Here is a 19,087-nt window from a genome sequence, read left to right as displayed (position 1 = left end):
CCCAAAATCCGAATATTTTAAGATCAATATAACTTAACATACGGATTTAATCAAGAGCGTTCTGTTCGCCGATCATTCTCACTGCATATACCTGATCGCAGAAGCCTCTTAACCCGTTATAAATCCTCTGTACCTTAGACTCATATTGAACCAGTCCAAACACAGTCGGACCGCTTCCGCTCATTAACACGGCATCTGCGCCAAAGCGTTTCATCTGGTTTTTGATCATCGCGACTTCTGGATGCATATCAAGCGTTACAGACTCAAGCACATTCCCCAAACGGCTGCACATGTTTTGAAAGCTCTTTTCCTCAATCGCGTCAATCATACCGTTTACATCCGGGTGTTCCACCTCATCAAGCTTCAGCTGTCTGTAGACCTCGGCCGTAGAAACTCCAATTGTTGGCTTCGCCAAAATGACCCAGCAATGCGGAGGCGGGCTGATGTGTTTGATCTTTTCACCGCGTCCAGTGGCAAGCGCAGTTCCGCCATAGACGCAAAACGAGACGTCTGAGCCAATTTCCGCTCCCAGCTCCGCCAGCGTTTCTGCAGAAAGATTTAAATTCCACAGTCTGTTCAGTCCTCTGAGCGTTGCGGCCGCATCACTGCTTCCGCCGGCAAGGCCGGCAGCCACGGGAATCACCTTCGTGATCATGATGGCAACTCCCTTTTTCACGTTGTATCTGTCTTTGACGAGCTTGGCAGCCTGATAAGCTAAGTTTCTCTGATCATCGGGCACAAAGCGGTTGTGGGATGAAACCCTTACTACATCTTCTGCCAGCTCCGTCAATTCAATCCGATCCGCTAAATCAATTGTCGTCATAATCATTTCGACTTCATGATAACCATCCGGGCGTTTTCGGGTAACGTCGAGTGACAGATTGATCTTGGCTGGCGCTTTTTCTAAAATACGCATAGCTTTCACCTACTTCTCCATCTAAACATAAGTATGAACATTGTATCACATTTGAAGTGCGGGATGAACATATCCATATTGGAGCTATTATGTATTTACAACCAAAATCAAAAACCGGGGAACCATACGTCCCCCGGGTCACATTCCTTATCGGTTATTCTGATTCTGAGCCATCTGCTGTTCGGCGATTTCAATTGCCCGTTTTACCATGTTACCGGCATCGCGGGCACGAATGCCTCCCCAACCTTCATTTTTTACAGTGTCGTAAAAACCAAGGTCCTTAGCCAGCTCATATTTAAACTCATCTGACATAACTCCACGACGTCTGCCCAAACGAAACAACCCCTTTTTTAGAGATGATAACGATTCGTGCACGTCACGATAAAATGTGACCGTTTTTATCTTTTGTTTAATGTCAGTGAAAGTATCGAGAGAATTAATGGAAATCAAAAAAGACAAAACAAAAAGCAGTAAACAAAAAGTTCACTGCCCGTTAAAATGCTACTGAGCTTGCTGCGTCATCATTAAATGTCAGTTCAACAGTCTCAGTCAAAATATCAGCATAACTGTATGAAACTCTTTCAAACGAGTTCTCGTCTTGATCTAGTTGTATCACAAAAACAGCAGGGTACGTCTCAGCTAAAATGCCCGAACGCTCAATCGTTTTTCGGCGGCCACCGTTTGCTTTTAACGTCAGCCTTCTACCTAAATTCCCATCAAGCGACCTTTTAATATCGGACAACGTCTTCGCCATTGCATCCACCTCACTACATTTATTGTACAACACGAGCCTATTTTTGTCAAATAAAATTTAAATTATATCAACGTTAATAAGACGTTGTCAACAAAATTATTTTGACAAAATTCTATGATTCCTCAAATATTTTCCGCAAGTTTCGGTAAATTATGTATCATTATGTAAAATAAAAACCCCGAATAAATCATCTATCCGGGGCTAATTGGACTTATAAGGCATTCCGACCCTCAATACTCCTCTTGTTTCAATGCCTCCAAGCCCTTTCTCTCTTGTCAGTGTATTCCGGAGCACTTCCCATACGTTGACTCTTTCCATAAAAGGCGTAAAGCTGATTTTCGCCACGATATATACAGGATCAAGAGCATGGATGTTTACTCTTGAAGGAGAACTCGCGAAATTGGCTCCCGCTCTTATAAGTGATTCAAAATGGGATTGGCAAGCCCCCGCAAAAATAACTAGCTGATCTAAGTGAGGGATTTTTTTTCGGGCTTTCTGAACGGTTTCGACAAAGTGTTTCGAATGTCTGTATGCGCTCAAATCGTCAATGCCGCCCTTTTGCTTCGAGTATGCATCATGGCCGGTAATCACCAGGATGTCAGGTCGATATTTGTCGAGCAATTCTTCTATAGAAGCAGACATTTTCTTTTCGTGACAATGAATGCCGTAAACCGGCACACCGATCTTTTTATAGACACTCAGGCATTTTTTCAAATACGCCTCATCACCGTCCATATGAAGTACCTTGCCCGGCATATGAAAATAATGCTCCTGATGCTGGTACTGGCTTGTTGCATAGTACTCCTGTTTCTCTCTCAGCAACTTATAATCCTGACGGAGCAGCTCAAGTGATTCATTCATTCTGCTCTCATCTTTCTTTTTTCGCATCAGCTGCTCATCTTTTTGCACAGCCACCAAATCAGAAAAATCCGCATCAGCAATCAGCCTGACTTCGTCACCATGCAAAATGGCAATTGAATTCCCTGTACTTGTTTGTTCTATCGCTAATATGCGAAACAAAACATCCATTTGATAGGATTTTCTGGCTACCATATCCCCTATTTTAAATTGCACGTTCCTCACTCCACACATAGACTAAGCCTCATCATGAAAGAAAGAGCCTTGAGAAAAGCGCCTTTTTTCGCTGAGTGCAAGTTTTTCTTATCATTGAATTTAAGGTCCTTCTCTAGCCTATGTAGCGGCAGTCCATGTGGTGCGAAAACAAAAAGCCCTTTTAGAAAAGGGCTTTGTACAATCCGTTAGACAGCGCAGCGAATTCCTCAATAGACAAGGATTCACCTCGGCGCTTGCCGTCAATATTCGTTTCTTCCAGTACTTGCTCAATCATTGGTTTTTTTGCTTTACCATCAGGCAGATTGTTCACTAAGTTATTAAGCAACGTTTTGCGGCGCTGAGCAAAGCTCGCCTTAATTAACTGAAAGAAAAAGGCTTCGTTTTCTACATCCACTGCCGGGCCGTCGCGGCGAATCAGCCGAATGACTGCTGAATCTACATTAGGCTGAGGAACAAATACCGTTTTCGGAACGATCATCACCGTTTTGGCTTCTGTATAAAATTGCACAGCAATAGAAAGTGAACCGTACTCCTTAGATGAAGGATCAGCAGCCATACGTTCAGCTACTTCCTTTTGCAGCATAACGACAATCCCTTTCAGCGGGAGGTTTTCTTCAAGCAGCTTCATGATAATCGGCGTTGTCACATAATAAGGTAGGTTGGCTACAACCATCACCTCATCACAGTCTTTAAATTGCTCTTCAATGACCGATCTCACGTCTGCCTTAAGTACGTCTTGATGAATGACAGTGACATTGTCATATGGGGAGAGCGTGTCTTTAAGGATCGGCAATAAACGCTGATCAATTTCAAATGCCACGACCTTTTTTGCCCGCTTGGCAAGCTGTTCAGTCAAAGCCCCGATCCCCGGGCCGATTTCAATGACACCGGTTTTCTCCGTCACTTCGGCGTGGTCGACAATTCTGTCTAAAATGTTCGTATCAATTAAGAAATTCTGCCCCAAACTCTTTTTAAAAGAAAAACCGTATTTTTTTAGTATCTCTTTCGTTCTTATCGGTGTCGCAATATCTTTATTCATCCTGTTCCTCCCGCATGACGGTATCGAGCGCACTCATAAAATCACTTTTTTTAATTTGAAACATTTGCAGCCGTTTTTGAAGCTGTTTGCCATTTGTATATCCGATTTTCAGCAGCTCACCAAGACGTTCACGGCGGCGTTTTGCTTCAGATCCGCCAATCAGCCCGGCGTGAATTAGGTCTTCAGCAGAAATTTCACTCGGCTGAGCTTCCATTTCTTCATGCACGTTTTCTAAACATGCCCGGATGCTTTCAATTGATGCGTGTTCTACGCCAATTCCCCGTTTGTTTTTAGGTTTCGCAAGGTGCTTTGGCAAAAATGCATGCTTACAGCCGGGTACAGCCTCGGAAATAGTTTTGCGTATTTTTTCTCCCGGGAAATCCGGGTCCGTTAAGATGATAACGCCTCTGGTTTCCTGAGCCAAACGGATTTGTTCAATCACATGATCACCGATGGCTGAACCATTTGTTTCAATTGTGTCTGCATCAACAGCCAATTTGATGCGGGCCGTATCGTCACGCCCCTCGACCACAATGATCTCTTTAATTTTCATTATTTCCTCCAAGACAAAATAAAAACTTTTGTATATTGATGAAACTTTTTCATATGTCGAGCGTCTAATAAGCAGAAAATACACTTCGTCTATTATAACGAAAAAAACAGAGGGCGCAAAACCCTCTGTATAGATAAGTATATATTAATTCAAGATTTTAATTTTGACTGTTTTATTTCCCCATCGGTAAGCCGATGATTTCTCAGGGAAAAAGACGTCTATTTTATTCCCTTTAATCGCTGAGCCCGTATCAGCAGCAACGGCGTATCCATATCCTTCAACGTGGACTTTTGAGCCTAGCGGAATGACATTTGGATCTACTGCGATGACTTTTGCATTAGGATTATTCTTCAGATTAACGCCTGTAGCCGTATGTCCTGAACATCCGCTGCAGCTTGCCGTATAAGCTGTAGATGATACTGTCATGACTTTACCTGTTGATTCATTGCTCCGAGACACAACTGGTTTTGAATCGCCGGAAGCACTGACCTTTTCAATCTTCGGACTGCTTTGCTTTGTGCCGATCGCAACCACTTTATCTTTGCTTTGCTCGGCTGTTTCTTCTTTTACAAGCTCTCTGGAAACTTCTTCGCCGTTTTCCTTTACGACTTCATAATGTTTTTTGAGCTTGCCTTCTTTTCCTTTTTGGACGACCTTTTCTTGCCCTTTTTCAAGAGAAGCGTCTTCTTGTTTTTTCACATCAAACGCTATTTTCTCTTCAACTACATCGGTGACCTTTTCGATACGAGTTATTGTAATATCAGCCTTTCCTTTCGTTAGCTTTTCATCTAACGCAGGCTTGATTTTATCTTCGTCTTTTATGTTCATCTTTTGCTGTTTTAAAAAGTCAGCGACCGTAGTCGAAGTCGTCCAGATCTTCTTTTCTTTCCCTGCATCATTCACAGTGACTTGGAACGCAGGTTCTATGTTAATTTTCATGTCTTTCGAAACTTCTGTATCTATTGCGGGATCAATCTGATCGTGTTCTTTTACATCAACATCTTGTTCGTCCAGTAATGCACCGACCGTTTTTGCTGTTGACCATAATGTCTTTTCTTTCCCGTTTAAAGTAAGCTTCACAGGTTTTGCAGCCTCATACACAACATTCATATCTGCTGTTATCTGTGTCTGTTTAGCAGGTGTGATCTTGTCTTCATCTCTTGTCTTTATATCAAGTGCTTCTAAAAGATCACCGACTGTTTTTGCATGTGTGCGTATATTTTTCTTCTTGCCGTTGATAGAAACTGAGACTGATTGTTTCGTCAGCTCATGAGCTGCGTACGCAGTCCCGCCTCCCGCCAGCAGCAAACAAGCAGCAACCAGAATGACTTTGCTTTTGCTAAGCTTTACGGAAAACAGCTTTTTCATTTTTTGTGTGATGAAAAACGCCTCCTTCTCCTCGGAGAGATTATATAGAGTATCTAAAAGGCTGTCAACCCTCCCTTCTCCTTCCCCTAAAAGCTCAGTGTCTTCTTCATTATCCTGAAACACACCGAGAAACGGAAGAAAGACTTGTCGACAAACCTATCCTATGAGGAGAAGAAAGCATGTAGAACATTTATGGAAAAACCCCGGAACGGACAAGCTCTTACAAAACCCGCTAGCGTTTTTTGTCAGTTCATACGGAAAAGTCTTTTTGCATTTTCAGTCGTAATTGATGCAATTTCTTCAAAGGTTGTCCCTCTTAGTTCAGCAATCTGTTCTGCCACATATTTCACATAGCTTGGCTCATTTCTTTTCCCTCGAAAAGGAGTTGGGGTAAGAAACGGACAGTCAGTTTCAATCAGCAGCCTATCATTCGGAATTTCCTTTACAACTTCCTTTGGTTTCTTCGCATTTTTGAAGGTGACAGGACCGCCAAATGACAAATAAAAATTCATCTTCATACATTCTCTTGCCACTTCAATACTGCCCGTAAAACAATGCATGATGCCGCCGACTTCGTCTGCGCCTTCCTCTTTCAAAATGGTAACGACATCCTCTGTTGCATCACGGTTGTGGATAATAATAGGGAGATTGACCTCTTTTGCGAGGGCAATTTGTTTTCTAAATACTTCTTTTTGAACATCTTTAGGAGATTTATCCCAATGATAATCCAGACCCATTTCACCTATCGCTACCACTTTTTCATGAGCAGAAAGCTCTTTAATCCAAGCCAAATCTTCCTCTGTCATGTCAATGGCGTCAACTGGGTGCCAGCCGATGGCAGCATATATAAAATCATATTCCTCAATCATTTCCATCGCCCGGGTAATGGTCGGCCGGTCAAAACCGACGACTACAATCCGGTCCACTTTTTCAGCTTTCGCCCGCTCAATAACCTCTTCTAGATCTGTATTGTATTGTTCTGCATTTAAATGCGCATGTGTGTCAAATAACATAAATGAAAAACTCCTTTCTTGTCGAAACACAAAAGGTGTTCGACGAATTGTTACACGTGAAACACCTTTTGTTTATCATTATTTAATTCTTGTGCCCTTCGGTAAGGACTGGTCGATGGATACGACTTTTAATACGCCGTCTGCTTCTCCTGCAAGGATCATTCCTTGAGAGAGCTCTCCTCTCAGCTTAACCGGTTTTAGATTTGTTACACATACGAGTTTTGTTCCAATAAGCTGTTCAGGTTTATAATGTTTTGCAATACCGGAAACGACTTGGCGTTTCTCAAAGCCAAGGTCAAGCTGGAGTTTCAGTAAACGATCTGCTTTTTTCACCGGCTCTGCTTCTATAACCTCTGCCACACGAAGTTCTACATTCATGAACTGATCAATCGTAATTTCAGGTAAACGGTCGACCTCTTGCGGCTCTTCTTCTTTTTTCTCTTTTTTAGCTGGAGCTGAGCCCTGCATTTTCCCTTTAATGTACGCAATTTCTTCTTCTGCTTCTAAACGTGGGAATAAAGGCTCGCCTTTTTGTACTTTTGTGTCTTTAAGCTGACCGAAAGCTGTAATGCTGTCCCAGGCTTTTAAAGCATCATCCGTGATGCCCAGCTGCTCAAACATTTTTACCGGTGTTTTTGTCAGGAACGGCTGAAGCAGTACGGCTGAAATACGCAATGATTCAGCAAGGTGATACATAACCGACTGCAGTTCTTTTTCTTTTTCAGGATCTTTGGCAAGAACCCATGGAGCCGTTTCGTCAATGTATTTATTAGTTCGGCTGATCAACTGCCATAATGTTGAAAGAGCGACCGAGAATTCCATCTTTTCCATTGCTTTTTCATAGGATTTCACTGTTTCCTCAGCCACGGAAGAGAGCGTCTGGTCAAATTCCGTTACGGCACCTTTATAAGAACCGATTTGCCCGTCAAAGTATTTATTGATCATGGCAACAGTACGATTCAAAAGGTTACCTAAATCATTCGCTAAGTCATAGTTAATTCGTTCAACAAAACCTTCCGGCGTGAAAACACCGTCAGATCCAAATGGCACTTCACGAAGCAGGTAATAACGAAGCTCGTCTAAACCGTAGCGTTCGATGAGCGTGACTGGATCAACAACATTCCCTTTGGATTTCGACATTTTTCCATCTTTCATCAAAAGCCAGCCATGCGCAAATACTTGCTTCGGCAACGGAAGGTCCAGAGCCATTAGCATGATCGGCCAATAAATGGTATGGAACCGTACAATTTCCTTACCAACTAAATGAACATCGGCTGGCCAATATTTTTGATAAAGCTCATCATTTTCTGTATCATAACCGAGTGCTGTTAAATAGTTGAATAGTGCGTCGATCCAAACATATACAACATGTTTTGGATTTTCCGGCACCCTCACACCCCAGTCAAATGTGGTGCGTGAAACAGCTAAATCCTCAAGGCCGGGTTTGATGAAGTTGTTAATCATCTCGTTTTTACGTGACTCCGGCTGAATGAAGGTTGGATTTTCTTCATAGAATTTCAAAAGACGGTCAGCATATTTCCCCATACGGAAGAAATAGGATTCCTCTTTGATCAATTCGACAGGGTGGCCGCTGTCAGGGCTTTTCCCGCCAATAACCTCACCCTTTTCATTTCGTTCAATATCTACAAGCTGAGTTTCCGTGTAGTATGTTTCATCAGGAATACTGTACCAGCCCTCGTATTCATCAAGATAGATGTCCCCGTTTTCAAGAAGCTTTTGGAACACCTTTTCTATGACAACTTTATGCCGTTTTTCAGTTGTGCGGATAAAGTCATCGTTTGAGATTTCAAGCTGTTTCCACAGTTTCTGAATATCTGCCGCTGCGCGATCCACATACTCTTGAGGCGTAATGTTTTCCTGTTCAGCTTTTTGTTGGATCTTCTGCCCATGCTCATCCGTTCCCGTTAAATAGCGCACATCAAAGCCTTTTAATCGTTTGTAGCGTGCCATTGCGTCACCAGCGACTGTTGTATACGCATGGCCGATATGTAATTTTCCGCTCGGATAATAAATCGGTGTTGTAATGTAAAATGTATTGTTTTCTTGCGGCATCTTGAAACCTCCCAATCAGAATGTCAAAAAGCTCCCGCCCAAAGGACGAGAGCGGCGAAAAGTGCAAAACATATATGATTACCTATTTTTATATTTATCCTTTATCTATGATACCATCTTAGCCTTTAAGATCAAGGATATATACGTATGCCCCTAAAAAGAATAATTAAAATTAAAAACCTTTAATAAAAATAAAAAAAGTCTGTTCATGTCGAATTTTGTCGTATATAATCATACGGTATAAAAAACCTTGGTTCGAAAGTCTTGATTTAAAAGGATTTTTCATAGGATAATAGCTTTATTAGAAAATTATAAAATGCTGTTAATCCGGTAGTTTCAAAGCCATTACTGACTATAAGAACTAAATCTTACAATCAATAGTAAACAAAAGGATTGACGATTATTGGAAACCTTGTTATGCTATGAAGGTAAGGATTTTGTCGAATAATGACGAAGAAAAATATAACTTAAACAATAATTATCTCTTGGGAGGAGAATGTTTATGAAATCTACTGGTATTGTACGTAAAGTTGATGAATTAGGACGTGTAGTGATTCCTATCGAATTGCGTCGTACTCTTGGAATCGCAGAAAAAGATGCTCTTGAAATTTATGTTGATGATGAAAAAATCATCCTTAAAAAATATAAACCAAACATGACTTGCCAAGTAACTGGTGAAGTTTCTGACGATAACCTTAAACTTGCCGGCGGCAAATTGGTACTAAGCAAAGAAGGCGCTGAGCAAATCATCAGCGAAATCCAAAACCAGCTTCAAAACCTTAAATAATCATTTTTTACACAAAAAACGTTCTTGTTATGACACAAGAACGTTTTTTTTATTGCTGAATATGGTATGCATCATACATTTCACGTTTTGGGACGTTACGATCTACGGCCGCTTTTTTAATGGCTTCTTTTGAGGTTGCTCCCTTTGAGATGTAATGCTCGACATGTTCTTTTGCAGAGAGGTTCTCCCACCAATGTGTTTCTTCATCTTGTTCCTCAGAGTTATTGCCCTCGACCACAAGACAAAACTCTCCGCGGATCTGATCCTCATTTGCCCAGTCTATCACTTCTGATATCGTTCCTCTTATAAACTCTTCATATTTCTTAGTAAGTTCACGCGTCACCGCAATGTCCCGGTCTCCTAATATCTCTAACATCACAGACAAGGTTTCCTTCAATCGGTGAGGTGCTTCATAAAAAACAATCGTTTCTTGTCGTTTTTTGAGGACATCGAGTTCTTTCTTCTTTTCTTTTTTCTGCCTGTTGAGAAATCCGTAGAAAAAGAAAGGCTGCGGTACAATTCCTGAAGCGATAAGCGCTGTTAATGCGGCATTGGCCCCCGGCAGAGGAACAACATAACCGCCCATTTCTGTAAAGTCCTTGACGATTTCCGCTCCCGGATCAGAAATTGTCGGCAGCCCGGCGTCACTGACCAGCGCTATGTCCTTCCCGGACTTCAGCCATTCAATGATTTTGTGGCCGCTGCTTTCTTTATTGTGTTCGTGATAACTGACAAGCGGGGTTTCAATTTCATATACATGGCAAAGCTTTTTTGTTTGCCTCGTATCCTCTGCAGCAATCGCATCCACTGATTTCAGTGTTTCGATCGCTCGAAACGTCATATCCTCTAAATTTCCGATAGGTGTCGGAACCAAATAAAGAATCCCCATATCCGACTTACCATTAAAGCTCATCTGGCGCCTTAACATATACAGCCTCCTTGCTGTTCCGTTTTTCTTCTATATAAAGCTCTTTTTTTCTGCGGGTCAGTTTTTTAAAGTAATATTCCGCCTGCATAGCTTCCCGCTTCGTTGCAAATGCCTCAGCAAAAATTAAATCAACCGGGCGTCTCGCTTTTGTATACTTTGCGCCCTTTCCATCGTTGTGAGTTTTCAGCCGTTTCTGCAGATCGTTGGTATACCCTGCATACCAACTGTTGTCTTTGCACTGTACAACATAAAAGAAATGGTTATTTGTCTCCATATAAAATGGTCCTGATTTCTTTTGTGTATTCATTTTGTTCGTTATACACGAACAGCGGAGGAAGTATTTTCAAATCTGGCCGCCCGCCTTTTATGCCTTCAACCAAAATGGTATTGGCTTCCTTCCCTTGTTTCGGATAGACAAACTGAACACGCTTCGGCTCAATTTGATAAGCCTTCATCAATTCAAAAATTTCGAGAAGCCGGCCCGGCCGGTGAACGAGCGCTGCCTTTCCGCCTTGCTTTAGCAATTTACTGCTGACAGAAATGACATCTTCCAATGTACAGTGAATTTCATGTCTTGCGATACGGAGGTGCTCATTCAAATTTTGTTCGGCCTGTTTCGGTGTTTTAAAATAAGGCGGGTTGCAGGTAACAACATCATATCTATTATGCCCCAGCTTTTCAGGCATGTTTTTCAGATCATCATGTATGATTTGAATTTGATCCTGCAGCTCATTATACGCCACACTGCGGACAGCCATATCATGCAGTCTTTCCTGAATTTCAACTCCAAGAATTTTGGCTTTTGACCTTGTACTCAGCAGCAGTGGCACAATGCCGTTGCCAGTGCACAAATCAAAAATTTTTTCCTTTTTGAATCGGAACATAAGCAAATTTGGAGAGAAGCACAGCGTCCAATGAAAAAGCAAACACCGTTGGACTTTGTATGATCTTCATGTCCTCTGCCAGCAAATAGTCTAATCTTTCATCGTCATGTAATGAAACCATTTTCTTATCCTTTCCAGCACCTTTGAAAAAGGCTTCCGTCTGATGCGGAAGCCTTTTTCCTTATTTTTTATTTAAGAATGACAGACAGAAGAGACAATCTTCTTTTCTGACGCTTCCATAGTGGACGTTACAGATATGGAACCCTTCCTGATACAGACGTGCCAGATTATCATATCCTTCCCCTATATCAGCTTGCTCTGTCTTCTGTGTTTTTGATTCTTTTTTATCAGCTTTAAACTTTTCAATCTGTTGCGTCGTATCGTCCAGCCGTTTACGCAAATGCTTATTTTCAAGCTGTAGATGATGATTTTCTTCAATCATCTCACCGATATGCTGCTTTAAATCCCCCAGCTGCCGGTAAAGCGAGCCGATTTGTTCTTCTAAGTTAATGACGGTATCAAATAACTCTTTTTTATCCAAGGTTCCACACCTCGTTAATCTGTGGTTTGTGCGGATACGACGCCCTCTTCCAAGAGCTCTTCCCAAGTATATTCTATCACTTTTTCACGGTTCATCAGTTCCACCTGAAGCACCCGTTCCAGAATATTCAGCCCGACGACTTTCGCAGGCCCGTTTGCTGTCGTAATCATTTCCCCTATATCCGGAAGCTGTTCCTTTGCAGTCTCATACTCATCGTTTTCGTATTTCAGACAGCACATCAGACGTCCGCAAAGACCAGAAATCTTTGTTGGATTTAAAGATAAGTTCTGATCCTTCGCCATCTTAATAGACACAGGTTCAAAATCTCCGAGGAATGTTGAACAGCAAAGCATTCTGCCGCAAGGGCCAATTCCTCCGAGCATTTTTGCCTCATCTCTCACTCCAATTTGGCGAAGCTCAATCCTTGTTTTGAAGATGGAGGCTAAATCCTTTACAAGTTCTCTAAAGTCTACTCGGCCGTCAGCAGTGAAGTAAAAAATCACTTTATTGCGGTCGAACGTAAACTCCACATCGACCAGCTTCATATCCAAGCCGTGATCTATTACTTTCTTTTGACATATTTCAAATGCTGATAAAGCTTCTTGTTTATTTTCTTCTACAATGAGAAGATCGCGCTCGTCAGCCACGCGTATCACTTTACGAAGCGGAAGCACAACATCATGCTCATCCACCTGTTTATTCGCGACAACAACCTGGCCGTACTCAACGCCTCTGACAGTTTCTACAATGACGCAGCTGTCTTGTTCTATATGAAATCCATTCGGATCGAAATAATATATTTTACCCGCTTTCTTAAAGCGGACGCCAATTACATTGTACAAGCTTATCCCTCCTGCAACATTAACACCAAGTGCTCCATTAATCCCTGCACATTCACATTGGAATGAAGCCGTTTCTTTGCTTCTAAAACAGCAAGTATCTGGTTCGTAACGCTTTGTTGTGTTGATTGTAGCGCATGCTGTTTTATTGATTGGAATAAGTCTTGATAAATCAATTTATCTTCATTTCCTATTTGGATGGACAACACATCGCGATATATCAATAAGAGCATATCAAGACCCATTTCTTGATGGGTTTTTTCTTTGAAAAAGGGCATCCATTGATCTTGAATAAAGAAAAAGGCATGTCCTTTCCGCTGGTGTAAGACTTCATACAATTTTATCACTTTCGCTCTAGACTCTGCAAACTCATCATTTCGACTTAATTCGACTGCTTCTGCTACATTGTTGGTCATGTTCGCCAGGAGCCTCGCCATATAAGGCGACACGTCCTGTTCTATCAGTCGGTCTTCAATTGCTTTAGGCTGCAAAGGCTGAAAAGGAAGGGTTTGGCATCTTGAAATGATGGTATCCAATAACCTTTGAGGCTGCTCAGTGATAAGGATGGCCATTGTGTCTCTGTTCGGTTCCTCTAAAAACTTCAGCAGGCTGTTTGCCGCATTAGCCGTCATTTGATCTGCATGTGATATGATATACAGCTTTTTATGCGATTCAAGCCCTGTTTTTGAAAACTCTTCTTGCAGCGCTTGAATTTGCGCCTTTTTAATCGATAATCCATCAGGCTGTACCAGATGGAGATCAGGGTGGTTCCCCGACTCAATCCGCTTACAATTTCTGCAGTTCTCACAGGGCTCTGCTCCGGCTTCCAGACAAAAAAAGCTTTTCGCAAGAAGCATTGCGGCCTCCAGCTTGCCTGTTCCTTTTTTGCCTTCAAATAAATAAGCGTGTGATAATCTGTCCTTCTCAATACTATTATATAAAAGCTTCATTACTCTGGGCTGAAGCTCGGTCATTTCCTTCCAGGATATTGCCATTGTATCACTCTCTATGTGTAAAGGTTAATTAATAAACCTTTTATTTCGCCAATACGCTCCAGCAAATCAATTGCCGGTTTTTCCAGATCCATCATCTCTTCTGTAAGCTTTATCAATTTCTCGTCTATTTCTTTCACAAGTCCCAGTGTTCTGCTGTTTCCGTAAAGGTCAAAGCTTTTCGACGTTTCATGTGAAAGGCCGCTGTCAACAGCTTCTTTGATAAAACGTTTCACAAGCCCTTTAAATCTTGCCAAGTCTTTAAAATTCCGTGATTTCGTCAGTCTTTTCCCAAATGCTTCTATGTCTGTTAACAGCCTGGTCAGCTGATCAAACTTTAATTTGCTGCTTTGGTTCTCCATTGATGTTTTAAAAGATGCTGAAATCTCAGCTGTTTTCATAGAAGGAAGCTGCTTATTATCTATAAATGTGCGTATATCTTTATTGATTTTCACAGTTTCAAATCCTTAAAATTGATGAAATTCATCGACTGGAAGGACAAATACTGTCGCTCCGCCAACTTCAACTTCGACTGGATAAGGGACATATGAATCAGCATTTCCGCCCATTGGAGATACAGGAGCAATCATCTGATCACGTTTCTGTCCGTTTTCTTTAATGAGACTCAATGCTTTATCGACGCGTATATCCTCGACACCAATCATAAACGTTGTATTGCCTGATTTAAGAAATCCTCCTGTCGTCGCAAGCTTTGTGACTCTAAAGTTGTGATCTGTTAAAGTTTTCAAAAGTCGGTTGCTGTCCTGATCTTGTACAACTGCCACTATTAATTTCATCTGTAAAGGCCTCCTTTAGATTGGAAACAACAATGATCTCGTTTACATTATTATATCAACTAATGAGAAACAGGTCACAATTGAATTTTTTTCAACGCTTCATTGATAACCTTTTGAACGTCCTGAACAACGAGGTCTTTCGATTGAGCGGCATCAACTGAATGGAATCTTTCTGGAAAACGCTTCATCAGCTCCCGATAACCTTCCTGAACTTTTGTATGAAAGCTCAACTTTTCCAGATCGAGCCGATTTTTCTCCCGAGAGCCGTTCGCATCAATACGCTTCAGGCCCTCTTCCGGATCAATTGAAAAATATATTGTGACATGAGGCATCATATCCCCAATGGCGAATTGGTTAATCGAAAGAACCTCATCAATCCCAAGGCCTCTTGCATATCCTTGGTATGCGAGTGAACTGTCAATGAATCTGTCACAAAGTACAATATTCCCCTGCTCTAAAGCAGGTTTTACTTTTTCAACTAAATGCTGACGTCTTGCAGCTGCATATAAGAGAGCTTCTGTTTTTGGATCCATTAACGTGTTGTTCTCGTTTAGAATAACTTCTCGAATTTGTTCTGCGATATCTATGCCGCCTGGTTCCCGTGTTGCTGTAACCTGAAGGCCCTCTGCTGTCAGTATCTTTTTCATTTCCTGTAATACAGTTGTTTTTCCCGCGCCTTCAGGACCTTCAAATGTAATAAATAAACCGCTCATGATTTCTCCTCTTCTATATAAACAAGTAATTGCTTCTCATTGATTTTCATATTCCCTTGAACATGCGTTTTCATGCTGATCAAGCGGCTGAGCTTTTGCACGCTTTCTCTTGTGATTCTTTCGCCTGCCATAATCATCGGAATTCCCGGCGGATAAGGTATAACATCCTCTGCATTAAGCCGCCCTGCCGCTTCATTAAAATTCACGTATTCTTTCTGTAACGTGTTTAAAACCTTTTTTTGATAAGGCAAAACAGTAATAGGCTGTGCTATCCATTCTGCTGAAACATTTATCTGATCAGATGGAGTCTTTTCAATCTCATGATCAATGTTCTTAATTGTTTCCGCATCGATTCTCCGTTTTCCTCCCAAAGGGAGAACAAGCAAAACCTGATTTTCATCGGCAAGCTCTGTGAATATGTTGACACGCTCTAATATTTTTTGCAGTGTAAAACCTGAATGGCCGCATTTGGAACGAATGGTGAGCTTCAGCGGATCAGTGGAAAGCCGTTGATTGGCCGGTTCAACCGTTTCAGCATATGCAAGTGAATCAAACGTTTGTTTAATCGATTGAATATGCTGCAGAACGTCAGAAAGCTTATGTTCCTCTATCATATGCTGCACATAAGCGCGAGCAAGATCCAATGAAGCCATTATCGGATAAGACGGGCTGCTGCTTTGTAAACGATTCAAGTAATCCGCTACCCTGTTTCGTTCAATCCTGTTGCTATTGAGGTGCAAATAAGACCCCATCGTCATGGCAGGCAGCGTTTTGTGCGCCGACTGGACAACAATATCTGCTCCCATTTGCAACGCTGAAGCCGGAAAAGGCTCCCCTAAAACAAAGTGCGCGCCATGCGCTTCATCCACCAGCACAGGAATCCCGTATTGATGGGCCTCTGAAATGATTTCAGTCAAATCCGCGCTATGTCCATAATAAGTCGGATTGGTCAGCACCAGTCCCTTCGCATCTGGATATGCCTTTAGAGCTTCTTTTATCGTATCAAGTGGAACATGCGTAGGCACATGCATGAATTCATCAATGTCAGGTGCGAGATAAATCGGCTCAGCTCCAGCCAAATCTACAGCATGAAAGACAGATTTATGGCAGTTTCTTTGGATCAGGATCGTATCTCCAGGATCACAAACTGATAAAATCATCGCTAAGTTGCCGACAGTCGTGCCGTTTACAAGAAAAAAACTTTCTGCCGCTCCATACAATTGGCTGACAAGATCTTGGGCTTCCTTAATTACTCCTGAAGGATGATGCAAATCATCAAGCCCCGATAGCTCAGTCAGATCAATTGTAAGAAGCGGGTTGTATATGGTCTTAGCCTCATCAAAAAAGACATCTCCATTGTGATGTCCCGGAACGTGAAATGAATGAGAATTCCTTCTCGCATGTTGAATCAGTGCATGATATAAAGGTGTGTTCATTAAAACAATCCTTTTGAATGTGTATTCTTACTCTTTATTATATCGTTCCTATGACAGAACTTAAAGCTAAGTCTTACTGGTAAACTACCTTTCCTTTATCGCAAGCAGCTTTTGCTTCAAATCGCCTTCCATCATCATGAGCTCTTCTTCAGCCTGTCGGCGTTTGATCCGCCCTTCTTCTTGAATCGTCAGTGTTTCTTCAAGCGTACTGATTAAGCTTTCCTGTACCTTCTTTAAGGTATCAATATCAACAAGCCCTCGTTCATTTGCTTTCACTGTTTCAATTGTATTGGTTTTTAAAAGCTCCGCGTTTTTTAGCAAAAGTTCATTGGTTGTATCGGATACTTTTTGCTGTGCATCCACAGCGTTTCGCTGCCGTAAAAGTGTCAATGCAATCGCTACTTGGTTCTTCCAGAGCGGGATTGCGGTTACAATGGATGACTGGATTTTTTCAGCTAATGCCTGATTCGTATTTTGAATTAACCTGATTTGCGGAGCGCTTTGTATGGTAATTTGCCTGCTCAATAGCAAGTCGTGCACCCTTTTATCCAATCGGTCAGCAAACTGGATCAAATCGTTTACTTCTTGAACGGCCATTTGATTATGTTCACTTGATTCGGCCTGTCGTTTCAGTTCAGGAATTGTTTTCGTTCTTAATTCATCAAGCTTCAATTCACCAGCAGCAATATAAACATTCAGTGATGAAAAATATTCTTTGTTTTTATCATATAACTGCTCTAACAGCTTATTATCACTGATTAATGCATGTTTTGAATGCTCGAGCTTTAAACTGATTCTGTCTATCTGCACACTGGTCTTTTGATACTTTGACAGAACCTCCTGAAGAGAATGAGACACTTTCCCAAACATGCGTGCCAAGAAACCTTTTTTCTTAGTCTGCAGTTCATCTGGGTTTACTTGCTCCAGCTTTTTCATCAGTTCACCAAGGATTTCACCGATTTCGCCGACGTCCTTCTTTTGAACATGATCAATCATCGTATGAGAAAAATTCAGCAGCTTAGACTGGGCTTGTGAGCCGTACAAGACAATACTGTTCATATTGTTATGATCGATCTGTTGAGACAACTGGTATGCTTTTTCTTTGTTTTCTTCAGGCAGAACATCGACAAGACGCACTGGCTGCTTCTCTGATTCAACAGCCTCCCCCTTTGGTATTTTGATATCTCCAAAAGGGTCTGCCAACACTCCGTCTATTTGAAGTTCGCTTCGATCTTTATTCACCGTCCTTGCCCCTTCCGTTATTTTTTCAAAGAATGCTTCGCTGCATCTAATTCAAATTGCAGTTCACCAATTTCGTCGCCCATTAATTGAGTTAAATCTTCTTCTAAACGCTTCGTCAATTCAGCAAGTGTGATACGTGCTTCACTCAAAGACATCGAAAGTTCTTTGTTTTTTTTCGGATGAGAAGAAAGAAAAGCATATTTCTCCGTCAGTTCCACAACAGAATCTAGAGTCTGATAAAAGAAACGCTCAGCCCGATAAAACCGTTTTGGCTCTTTTTTGGTTAACATATAGATCCTTCTCACAAGTCTTAGCATCTCTGCATTTTGCTTAAACATCTGGATATTTTTCGCTTGAAATAAGGCTTTTCTTAGACGGATTATTTTTTGTCTTGCTTCCTCAAGATTTTTCTTAATATACACATATTCTCTTCCCGTCAGTTCATGTCTTTTAAGAAATAACCGCCTAGAATTCCACAAACCCGCTGTGTATACGAGAGTTGCTGATGAGACGCCATATACAAAAGATAAAAAAAGTGATTGGTTAAAACCAAAAAAACTCAATAACCCTATGAAAACAAAAGTCGCACTGCTTGTGAAACTCCATATCAAAAATTGAAGAATTCTATGCATCAACATCATCGACTCCTGTGAGTATTTCATATTTAACATTATTATCTACTACGTTCAGTCCCTAAACAAGTTTCATGTTCTTTTATCGTATCCATTGCTTGATATAAAGTGAAAAATGGTACAAAAAAAGACCTTCTCAGGTCTAAGAGTATAATGGCGGTGTATGAATGCTCTTTAGTTTCTTGACATAAAAGGCATAGTTAGGATCGGAAGTTGCTGTAGAAATTACTTTTCTCTCACAATCTAAGCATATGAATTTTGTATAAAGATGAATCCCTCTGCTTTTCTCTTGTTCGCATATAATACATGTTTGATGGTGTTTAACCGTTTCGTCCATCGTCCCCACCTCCGTACAATTAGCCTTTCCTGAAACCTGATATTGTATACATTATTTAGATCTTTTGGAATCTTGAGATCAGTATATGGGCTATATAAGCTGTCGGTGTTTGTATAGTTTCGATTTCACTTGTACATGGACAAACAAAAAACCCAGCTCAATGAGCTGG

22 protein-coding genes and 1 pseudogene are annotated in these 19,087 nt (G+C 41.4%); 1 reads left to right on the top strand and 22 read right to left on the bottom strand.

Going from position 1 to position 19,087, the window contains the following annotated elements:
• Positions 1–46 precede the first annotated feature (46 nt).
• The 9 genes from ispE to metG all read right to left on the bottom strand — a co-directional run bounded on the left by ispE (position 47) and on the right by metG (position 8,790).
• A complete protein-coding gene (ispE, locus tag HC660_RS00290; protein ID WP_010332698.1) occupies positions 47–916 on the bottom strand; it encodes a 4-(cytidine 5'-diphospho)-2-C-methyl-D-erythritol kinase in 870 nt (289 codons plus the stop codon).
• Positions 917–1,063: 147 nt separating this feature from the next.
• Positions 1,064–1,249 carry a small, acid-soluble spore protein, alpha/beta type gene (locus tag HC660_RS00285; RefSeq protein ID WP_010332697.1) on the bottom strand — a complete coding sequence of 62 codons (186 nt, stop codon included), beginning with the start codon at positions 1,247–1,249 and terminating at the stop codon, positions 1,064–1,066.
• Between the two features lie 160 nt (positions 1,250–1,409).
• Positions 1,410–1,670 (bottom strand): biofilm formation stimulator Veg, encoded by a 261-nt coding sequence (veg, locus tag HC660_RS00280; protein WP_010332696.1) that lies wholly within the window; start codon positions 1,668–1,670, stop codon positions 1,410–1,412.
• 201 nt (positions 1,671–1,871) lie between these two features.
• Complete coding sequence (gene prtG / locus HC660_RS00275) at positions 1,872–2,744, bottom strand: sporulation-specific protease PrtG (protein WP_010332695.1); 873 nt, start codon at positions 2,742–2,744, stop codon at positions 1,872–1,874.
• 160 nt (positions 2,745–2,904) lie between these two features.
• Positions 2,905–3,783 carry a 16S rRNA (adenine(1518)-N(6)/adenine(1519)-N(6))-dimethyltransferase RsmA gene (rsmA, locus tag HC660_RS00270; RefSeq protein ID WP_168746752.1) on the bottom strand — a complete coding sequence of 293 codons (879 nt, stop codon included), beginning with the start codon at positions 3,781–3,783 and terminating at the stop codon, positions 2,905–2,907.
• Positions 3,776–4,336: a ribonuclease M5 gene (gene rnmV / locus HC660_RS00265; RefSeq protein ID WP_168746751.1), complete on the bottom strand. Its 561-nt coding sequence runs from the start codon at positions 4,334–4,336 to the stop codon at positions 3,776–3,778. Before rnmV ends, rsmA begins: the two co-directional genes overlap by 8 nt.
• 144 nt (positions 4,337–4,480) lie before the next feature.
• Positions 4,481–5,704 carry a G5 and 3D domain-containing protein gene (locus tag HC660_RS00260; RefSeq protein WP_229150235.1) on the bottom strand — a complete coding sequence of 408 codons (1,224 nt, stop codon included), beginning with the start codon at positions 5,702–5,704 and terminating at the stop codon, positions 4,481–4,483.
• Between the two features lie 245 nt (positions 5,705–5,949).
• Complete coding sequence (locus HC660_RS00255; RefSeq protein ID WP_168746749.1) at positions 5,950–6,717, bottom strand: TatD family hydrolase; 768 nt, start codon at positions 6,715–6,717, stop codon at positions 5,950–5,952.
• A 78-nt stretch (positions 6,718–6,795) separates the two neighbouring features.
• Positions 6,796–8,790, bottom strand: a complete 1,995-nt coding sequence (metG, locus tag HC660_RS00250; protein ID WP_168746748.1) for a methionine--tRNA ligase — start codon at positions 8,788–8,790, stop codon at positions 6,796–6,798.
• A gap of 496 nt (positions 8,791–9,286) precedes the next feature.
• On the opposite strand from metG, the gene abrB reads away from it, so the two are divergent.
• Positions 9,287–9,577, top strand: coding sequence for a transition state genes transcriptional regulator AbrB (gene abrB, locus HC660_RS00245; protein ID WP_003226760.1), 291 nt, complete (start codon positions 9,287–9,289; stop codon positions 9,575–9,577).
• A 49-nt stretch (positions 9,578–9,626) separates the two neighbouring features.
• On the opposite strand, the gene rsmI is transcribed toward abrB, so the two are convergent.
• The 13 genes and pseudogenes from rsmI to HC660_RS00180 all read right to left on the bottom strand — a co-directional run bounded on the left by rsmI (position 9,627) and on the right by HC660_RS00180 (position 18,918).
• Positions 9,627–10,505 (bottom strand): 16S rRNA (cytidine(1402)-2'-O)-methyltransferase, encoded by an 879-nt coding sequence (gene rsmI / locus HC660_RS00240; RefSeq protein WP_168746747.1) that lies wholly within the window; start codon positions 10,503–10,505, stop codon positions 9,627–9,629.
• Positions 10,480–10,779 carry a GIY-YIG nuclease family protein gene (locus tag HC660_RS00235; protein ID WP_010332689.1) on the bottom strand — a complete coding sequence of 100 codons (300 nt, stop codon included), beginning with the start codon at positions 10,777–10,779 and terminating at the stop codon, positions 10,480–10,482. Before HC660_RS00235 ends, rsmI begins: the two co-directional genes overlap by 26 nt.
• Positions 10,766–11,510 (bottom strand): annotated as a pseudogene (locus HC660_RS00230) (tRNA1(Val) (adenine(37)-N6)-methyltransferase). Before HC660_RS00230 ends, HC660_RS00235 begins: the two are co-directional and overlap by 14 nt.
• A gap of 60 nt (positions 11,511–11,570) precedes the next feature.
• Positions 11,571–11,930 (bottom strand): DNA replication initiation control protein YabA, encoded by a 360-nt coding sequence (gene yabA / locus HC660_RS00225; RefSeq protein ID WP_010332687.1) that lies wholly within the window; start codon positions 11,928–11,930, stop codon positions 11,571–11,573.
• Between the two features lie 14 nt (positions 11,931–11,944).
• Positions 11,945–12,772: a competence/sporulation regulator complex protein RicT gene (ricT, locus tag HC660_RS00220; protein WP_010332686.1), complete on the bottom strand. Its 828-nt coding sequence runs from the start codon at positions 12,770–12,772 to the stop codon at positions 11,945–11,947.
• Between the two features lie 2 nt (positions 12,773–12,774).
• A complete protein-coding gene (gene holB / locus HC660_RS00215; protein ID WP_010332685.1) occupies positions 12,775–13,764 on the bottom strand; it encodes a DNA polymerase III subunit delta' in 990 nt (329 codons plus the stop codon).
• Between the two features lie 11 nt (positions 13,765–13,775).
• Positions 13,776–14,216: a YaaR family protein gene (locus HC660_RS00210; RefSeq protein ID WP_168746746.1), complete on the bottom strand. Its 441-nt coding sequence runs from the start codon at positions 14,214–14,216 to the stop codon at positions 13,776–13,778.
• Between the two features lie 12 nt (positions 14,217–14,228).
• Entirely contained in the window at positions 14,229–14,558 is a 330-nt protein-coding gene (gene darA, locus HC660_RS00205; protein ID WP_003218295.1) for a cyclic di-AMP receptor DarA, read from the bottom strand.
• A 74-nt stretch (positions 14,559–14,632) separates the two neighbouring features.
• Positions 14,633–15,271, bottom strand: a complete 639-nt coding sequence (tmk, locus tag HC660_RS00200) for a dTMP kinase (RefSeq protein WP_010332683.1) — start codon at positions 15,269–15,271, stop codon at positions 14,633–14,635.
• On the bottom strand, positions 15,268–16,707 hold the full coding sequence (locus tag HC660_RS00195; RefSeq protein WP_168746745.1) for an aminotransferase class I/II-fold pyridoxal phosphate-dependent enzyme: 1,440 nt from the start codon (positions 16,705–16,707) through the stop codon (positions 15,268–15,270). The genes tmk and HC660_RS00195 overlap by 4 nt, the downstream gene beginning before the upstream one ends.
• Positions 16,708–16,791: 84 nt before the next feature.
• Positions 16,792–17,949, bottom strand: a complete 1,158-nt coding sequence (locus tag HC660_RS00190; RefSeq protein WP_168746744.1) for a toxic anion resistance protein — start codon at positions 17,947–17,949, stop codon at positions 16,792–16,794.
• A gap of 17 nt (positions 17,950–17,966) precedes the next feature.
• The gene (locus HC660_RS00185) at positions 17,967–18,581 is read right to left on the bottom strand and encodes a 5-bromo-4-chloroindolyl phosphate hydrolysis family protein (protein ID WP_168749333.1); all 615 of its coding nucleotides are present in this window, start codon (positions 18,579–18,581) and stop codon (positions 17,967–17,969) included.
• 142 nt (positions 18,582–18,723) lie between these two features.
• Positions 18,724–18,918, bottom strand: coding sequence for an anti-sigma-G factor (locus HC660_RS00180; RefSeq protein ID WP_168746743.1), 195 nt, complete (start codon positions 18,916–18,918; stop codon positions 18,724–18,726).
• Between the last annotated feature and the right edge of the window lie 169 nt (positions 18,919–19,087).

This window comes from Bacillus mojavensis, assembly GCF_012648005.1.
Lineage (GTDB): Bacteria > Bacillota > Bacilli > Bacillales > Bacillaceae > Bacillus > Bacillus mojavensis.
Note: the sequence above shows the minus strand (reverse complement) of the source record. Positions and strands in the feature narration are given on the sequence as shown.